Consider the following 6,829-nt stretch of genomic DNA (forward strand, 5'->3'; position numbering starts at 1 on the left):
AGGAATACAATATGGCAGAAGATTCGCAAGACAATCCATTGAAATCTTGTTGTTCAACGCAGCGTTCGTCTATTGTAATTGCGCCTAAGAACCTTAAGCTAAAAGCAGGCGTTCAAGTGGTGAAAGCTAAGCCTTCAAATGAGGATACGACAGGAATGGTCCTCATTCCAGGAGGAACCTTTCTTATGGGGACTAACGATAAGGAAGGCTTCCCTGCTGATGGTGAAGGACCGATCCATGCGGTTACGGTCTCGGATTTTTATATGGATGAATGTGCTGTAACGAATGAACAATTCGGACGGTTCATCGCGGCAACTGGTTACGTGACAGAAGCCCAGCAGTTCGGCTGGTCATATGTGTTTCACTCTTTCGTATCGGAAGCTGAGGCGACAAAAGTGACCATGACACCCCAGTCAGCTCCATGGTGGTTCCCTATTGAAGGAGCCGATTGGAATCATCCGGAGGGACCGGATTCTGGTATCGAAGGCCGGGAGGATCATCCGGTTGTTCATGTATCCTGGAATGATGCGATGGCCTATTGCAAGTGGGCAGGCCGACGACTTCCTACGGAAGCCGAATGGGAATACGCCGGCAGAGGCGGTCTTGTCCAGAAGCGTTATCCTTGGGGGGACGAGCTGAAGCAAGGCGGAGAGCATCACTGCAACATTTGGCAGGGCAAGTTCCCGGTCAAAAATCATGCCAGCGACGGCTACCTCGGCACCGCTCCTGTGCGGAGCTTCCAGCCAAACGGTTATGGCCTCTATAATATGGCGGGCAATGTATGGGAATGGTGCTCGGACTGGTTCAGCCCAGCTTATTACCAAAGCGGCGAGAATGACAATCCGCAAGGTCCGCGCGGCGGGGAAGGAAGAGTGATGCGAGGTGGTTCCTATCTATGCCACAGCTCTTACTGCAACCGATACCGTGTAGCGGCACGTAATAAAAACACCCCCGACAGCTCCACAGGCAATGCGGGATTCCGAACGGTGCTGTCAGCGCCACAATAAACCAATTTCTAAATTAGCTGCACTACTCTAAAACCCGATAAGACCCTCGTAGGGTCTTATCACACAAAATTAGCTGCTCATACAAGACCCTTTCAGGGTCTTATTTTGCGTCTCGCCCTCTGTTTCCGTCGTTTTAGGCGCCGTTCCTACATTATTAAGACCCTACGAGGGACTTATTACAACAGATTCTGCAACTCGAATACCTGATAAGACCCTGATGGGTCTTATTCCACAAGTCTCTGCCCGTCTCCGCCATTCTCCATAACTTTATCGCAGAGTTCAGTAAGCATTAGCATTATTTGAGTAACAAACTTTATGACCACCTGAAGAGGTGGTTTTTTATTTTCCTTCATAAAATTTCCTTCTGAGGGAAACCTTAAGATACACATAGAGGAGCAGTCTGTCTCGTATGAACGAGAAGGGGGATATATATGGAGCATAACGGACAACCATTAGAGCAGCCATCTATACCATCTGCATCCGTCAGAGACAATATGGCCTATATCAAGCAATTGCTTGGTGCGCCAAGCGACTTATTAATACGCACCTTTCTAACGGCTGAAGGTGAAAAAGCTGCGGTTGTTTGTATAGAAGGATTGGTAGACAAGCAGGTTATCCAGAATCAGGTCATTAGCCAACTCATGCTTTCCGGCGGGAGTTCTTTTGTTCGTACTGAGCATAGAGAGAAGACCGGGCAGATGGATGACGAACACAGTAATAGCATGTTTACACATGCAACAGAAACCGAAAGGTTAGCTTTGCAGGATATGAGAAATTCAGCCGATTGGGATGATATTGTGCTGACCATTTTATCCGGTGATGCAGCCTTGTTTATAGAAGAGATGGAAGAAGTCATTCTGATCGGGAGCAAAGGCTGGAAAAGCCGAGCGATTGAAGAGCCTCAGACCGAATCCATTATCCGGGGGCCAAGGGATGGCTTTACGGAAGATATTCGGACGAATACAACACTGGTTAGAAGGCGGATCAGAGACCCGCATCTTCGGTTTGATTCCTTTTGCATTGGACGCAGGTCACGCAAAGATATAGTCGTTGCTTATATTGACGGCATTGTGAATCCATTGCTTGTGAATGAGGTGAAACGAAGAATCAGCACCATTGATATGGATGACGCCGAAGGCTCAGGGTTTATTGAGCAGTGGATACAGGATCATTATTGGTCACCATATCCACAAATCATGAATACGGAACGTCCCGACAAGGTGGCTGGTGCTCTGTTGCAAGGACGGGTGGCGGTGCTTGTTGACGGTACGCCGTTTCAATTAATTCTGCCGGTTACGATTTCTTCTTTTATTCAATCTCCTGAGGATTACTATCAGAACTGGATCTTAGCGAGTGTCCTTCGAATCTTGCGTGTCTTTGCTGTGTTTGTTGCGTTATTTCTGCCAGGCCTGTACATCGCTTTATTAGAGTATCATCACGGGATGCTGCCGTCCAAGCTTGCTTTTTCCGTAGCGGGTACAAGAGAAGGCGTTCCCTTCCCGGCTGTCGTGGAAACCTTTCTTATGGAAGCGACTTTGGAACTGCTGCGTGAAGCGGGGGTACGGCTGCCCAAATCAATCGGACAGACCATTGGTGTTGTAGGTGGTCTTGTTATTGGGGAAGCTGCAGTAACCGCGGGAATCGTAAGTCCGGTCATGGTCGTTATTGTAGCTGTTACAGCCATCGCGTCCTTTGCTATTCCATCCTATGGGTTTGCAATTTCCATTCGATTGATGAGGTTCCTGATTATGATCGCGGCAAGTGTATTTGGATTGTACGGAATCGTGCTTGCCCTGATTATTAATTGCATTCACCTTGTGAATTTGAGGAGCTTTGGTATTCCGTATACAGCCCCACTTGCACCGCTCAGACTTTCGGATTGGCGGGATCTCATTTATCGGCTGCCCGTTATCCGGTTATCTCATAGACCAGAAATATTAGAACCTATGGATAGTAAGAGACTGAGTAAGGGCAGCAAAGGAAAGAGGTCACAATGAGAATCAATAGCTTTGGCGAAAAACCATTATCATCCCTGGAGATGAGCATGACCATAGCTTCCATGCTAATTGGCGTTGGCATTCTGACACTTCCCCGTGCGGTTGCGACCTATACGAGGTCTTTCGACGGCTGGATGAGTATTTTACTTGCGGGTTGTGTTGCGCTTCTTGCTGGTGTGCTCGTTTCCAAGGTGGCCATTCGTGCAGGGAATAAGACTTTCCTTGATTATTCAGTAACCCTGGTTGGCAAACCGGTAACATATATCATCGCCGCTCTCCAGTTCAGCTATTTTTTAGGCTTCTGTTCATATGAGACAAGAGCGATCGCCAATATATCGAAGCAATATTTATTTGATCGGACGCCAGTTGAGTATATTTCGCTAGCATTTATTCTGGTTGTGGTTTATGGAGTCTCTGGCAGCAGATCAGGGCTGCTTCGGCTGAATGTCTTGTTTTTGCCATCTGTCCTATTAATGGTCATCACTGTCGTCTGCTTTGGTTACAGATGGTTTGAATTTACAAACCTGCAGCCGTTTTTCATTACGCCGCCTATTGGCATCATGCAGGGAATGAGGGAGGTTATCTATTCCCTTCTCGGGTTTGAGATCATTTTGTACTACATTGTTTTTATGGAACGTCCTGAAAAAGCTACCACATCAGTCCTGTCAGGCATTACGGTGTCCGTTGTCATCTACCTGGTTATCTATCAGCTAGTGGTTGGTATATTCTCCAATATTGGTGCCATGAATATCGTCTATCCAACCATTGAGCTTGCCAAAGAAATTCAATTTCCGGGCAACTTCTTCGAACGGTTTGAATCCTTATTTTTTGTCATTTGGATCATGACGGTATTTAACACAGCGGCAATGGGATTTGATTTGGCCAATGAATGCATGTCCTTTTTGTTCAAAAAATTAAGTAAGAGATATCGGCTGCTAATCATTGCCCCTGTCTCTTATTTAGTTTGTATGGCTCCGGGAGATATGGCGGAGTTCTCCACTCTCGGGACGATGATCAGCTATATGGCCATGCTTTCCGGCATTTTATTGCCTATCTCTCTTCTTATGTTTGGCGGTAAGAAGAAAAAGGAGGAGAAGGTTAATGACAAGAGCAGCGCCTAGAAGACGAATGCTGCCCTTGCTATTGGCGGTTTGTGCTTTTATGACAGGCTGTTGGGACCGAGTTGAGATAGATCAGCGTGGCTTTGTTGTTGGAGTAGGAATAGATGAGCAGGATAAGAAGGAAGAAGGGAAAGGGGATGAGGATAATCAGAAAAACAATAATCAAACCGGCTCGAATCAGATGTTCAAGGTTGTTTATCAGATTATCATGCCAGCTGGCCTAAGCACCAATAAGGGAGGTGGGGATGGTACAGGCGGCAAGGCCTATTTCAATATGGCGGTGGAAGAGAATACAATGGCGACTTCTATGGCAAAGCTCTCCCAGCGTTTAAGCCGCGCTCCTTTCTTTGAGCATTTAAAAGTGATTATCATTTCAGAGAGTATTGCTCGAAAACCTAAAAAATTCGCGGAGACCATTGATTTCTTCCTGCGCGAAAGCCAGATGAGACGTTCTACTAGAGTAATGGTAACAAGGGATAAGGCGGTTAATATTTTGAATACGCATCCACCTGATCAGAGGCTGCCGTCTGCTTATTTGGAAGAGCTCTCAGATAATACGAAGGAAAGCACGAGGATTTTACCCGAATCCCGTATCGGCGATGTGCATGAGTTTTTGCTGAAGCATAAAAGCTTTGCCATCCAGGGTGTCCAGAATGGTAACCGAAATTTTTTAACAGTAACGGAAGCAGCTGTCTTTAATGGATCCTCGAATCAACTGATTGGTTTTTTAAATCCGATGGAAACTGCCGGGCTTAACTTTATGGAAGGGAATGTAAGAGGCGGTCAAATTAAATTCACCTTTGAAGACCGGCTTGGCGTATTTAGCATTGAACGGATGAGTAAGAGGCTGGAATGTAAGTTTGGCCCCGACAATATGCCTTCGTTTACTTTTCATATTCGTGTGGAAGGGGCGGTCGATGAAGTATTTCATGCACCGGATACATTGAAGGAACCTGCCATTAATAAAATGGAGGCCGCTATACAGGGGGAGATAGTCAAATTGATGACGATAACCACCAATAAACTGCAGCATGAATACAACTGTGATGTCATGGGGCTTCGTGAATATTTATTTCACAAACATTACAGATGGTTTCAAGAGCATGAGTCCCAGTGGGAGGAGGAGGGCAAACTCTTCTCGACTCGACCGGTACAAATGGATGTGAAGGTTAGTGTTCGGAGCAGCGGTAATATTAATTTGACGGAGGATTAGAATGGATTTCTTGAGAAAAATGATTGGCCTATTGACGTCAGTCAGTATTTTGTCTAGTTCCATCCTATGTGTGGTCATCCCTATGTGTTTCTACTGGGTATCGGATAGGATGCGGAAGCATGATCCACCATGGAAGCAAGATCATCCGGATAATCAATTGGAAGGATCCATGCTGCCTCCGGGCTCCTCTAATGAACAGTACGAAGACATGGCATGACCGTTTGCAGATGGCATACTCTTCAAACTATACTTTATTGTAAGTTATGGAGAGGGGTGAGCATTTGTCGACTCATACTAGGCAATTAGCAGAATGGCTGGGGAAGCATGCAAATCCGGAAAATGCCCGCAGCATGGAAGCTTATATGCGTAATCAATTTCCATTCCTCGGGCTTAAGACGCCGGAGCGTAAACAGTTAACGCGGGAGTTCTGGAAAGAGCATGGTCTGCCCAAAGGCGAACTGCTGCTACAAACGGTAAGTGAGCTATGGCAGCTGCCGGAGCGGGAGTATCAATATACGGCGATGGTCTTACTGGACAAGCACCGCAAGCAAGCAGAAAGATCACATATTGAGGTATTAGAGCGACTGGTTGTCACAAAGTCTTGGTGGGATACGGTAGATATCATTGCTGGGCAGCTTATTGGATTCCATTTATCGAAGTACCCGGAGCTGCTTGCCGATTATCCGGATCGCTGGATACATTCAGAAAATATGTGGCTGCGACGGACGGCTATCCTCTATCAGCTGAAGTATAAAGGAAGTACAGATACCGATCGACTCTTTCATTATATCGACCTGCAAAAGGAAGAGTCAGAGTTCTTTATCCGTAAAGCAATTGGCTGGGCGCTTAGGGAATACGCGAAGACAGAGCCAGATGTGGTTCGACGGTTTGTTAATGAAACTCCCATATCCTCTCTTAGTGTAAGAGAAGCTTTGAAGCATATAGGAAAAGAGTAGACTACTGGCGAGAGAAGGAGTGAAAAGTTTTTTTGAAAAAGGCTTGCAATGGGATAGACGCCTATGGTATATTCTAATTCCGGCCGAGAGAGATACACGGTTCGGACGAAAAGCTGAACATCATTGATTGATAGAGATTGAAATCGATGAAAATAAAGCTTGACACTGAATTCGATAACGTGATAAGATATGCAGCGTTGTTGAATAAATTGTTCTTTGAAAACTGAACAACGAGCAAAACTGCCCCGTTAGAAATAACGGAAAAAGCGATGTATTGATCTCTATCGAAGTAACTCAGTGATGAGSGACCGCGATTAGAGGTTGATCAAAACGCCGATTGGAAAACTTGTTTTCCAATGCGGTATAAAAGTTTGAGCAAGTCAAACACCATTTCATGGAGAGTTTGATCCTGGCTCAGGACGAACGCTGGCGGCGTGCCTAATACATGCAAGTCGAGCGGATCTTTTCCTTCGGGGAAAGATTAGCGGCGGACGGGTGAGTAACACGTGGGTAACCTGCCCATAAGACTGGGATA

Annotated in this window: 6 protein-coding genes and 1 rRNA gene; all 7 read left to right on the forward strand. The window is 46.0% G+C overall.

Features of this window, described 5'->3' with window-relative positions; all coding sequences use genetic code 11:
• Positions 1 to 11 precede the first annotated feature (11 nt).
• Positions 12 to 1,007: a formylglycine-generating enzyme family protein gene (locus tag AB4Y93_RS18665; RefSeq protein WP_441894359.1), complete on the forward strand. Its 996-nt coding sequence runs from the start codon at positions 12 to 14 to the stop codon at positions 1,005 to 1,007.
• A 431-nt stretch (positions 1,008 to 1,438) separates the two neighbouring features.
• Positions 1,439 to 3,004, forward strand: a complete 1,566-nt coding sequence (locus tag AB4Y93_RS18670; RefSeq protein ID WP_441894360.1) for a spore germination protein — start codon at positions 1,439 to 1,441, stop codon at positions 3,002 to 3,004.
• Complete coding sequence (locus tag AB4Y93_RS18675; RefSeq protein ID WP_441894361.1) at positions 3,001 to 4,125, forward strand: GerAB/ArcD/ProY family transporter; 1,125 nt, start codon at positions 3,001 to 3,003, stop codon at positions 4,123 to 4,125. Before AB4Y93_RS18670 ends, AB4Y93_RS18675 begins: the two co-directional genes overlap by 4 nt.
• Entirely contained in the window at positions 4,106 to 5,338 is a 1,233-nt protein-coding gene (locus AB4Y93_RS18680) for a Ger(x)C family spore germination protein (protein WP_441894362.1), read from the forward strand. Before AB4Y93_RS18675 ends, AB4Y93_RS18680 begins: the two co-directional genes overlap by 20 nt.
• A gap of 1 nt (position 5,339) precedes the next feature.
• Positions 5,340 to 5,555, forward strand: coding sequence for a hypothetical protein (locus AB4Y93_RS18685; RefSeq protein WP_441894363.1), 216 nt, complete (start codon positions 5,340 to 5,342; stop codon positions 5,553 to 5,555).
• 64 nt (positions 5,556 to 5,619) lie between these two features.
• Positions 5,620 to 6,294, forward strand: a complete 675-nt coding sequence (locus AB4Y93_RS18690) for a DNA alkylation repair protein (RefSeq protein WP_441894364.1) — start codon at positions 5,620 to 5,622, stop codon at positions 6,292 to 6,294.
• A gap of 391 nt (positions 6,295 to 6,685) precedes the next feature.
• Positions 6,686 to 6,829: ribosomal RNA gene (locus tag AB4Y93_RS18695) — 16S ribosomal RNA — on the forward strand; the annotation flags it as partial.

It is taken from the genome of Paenibacillus sp. YAF4_2, from assembly GCF_052113225.1.
Taxonomy (GTDB): domain Bacteria; phylum Bacillota; class Bacilli; order Paenibacillales; family Paenibacillaceae; genus Pristimantibacillus.

Excerpts from the sequence above, each read along its gene's own strand:
- AB4Y93_RS18665 (WP_441894359.1), top strand. The coding sequence starts at position 12 with ATGGCAGAAGATTCGCAAGACAATCCATTGAAATCTTGTTGTTCAACG.
- AB4Y93_RS18670 (WP_441894360.1), top strand. The coding sequence starts at position 1,439 with ATGGAGCATAACGGACAACCATTAGAGCAGCCATCTATACCATCTGCA.
- AB4Y93_RS18675 (WP_441894361.1), top strand. The coding sequence starts at position 3,001 with ATGAGAATCAATAGCTTTGGCGAAAAACCATTATCATCCCTGGAGATG.
- AB4Y93_RS18685 (WP_441894363.1), top strand. The coding sequence starts at position 5,340 with ATGGATTTCTTGAGAAAAATGATTGGCCTATTGACGTCAGTCAGTATT.
- AB4Y93_RS18680 (WP_441894362.1), top strand. The coding sequence starts at position 4,106 with ATGACAAGAGCAGCGCCTAGAAGACGAATGCTGCCCTTGCTATTGGCG.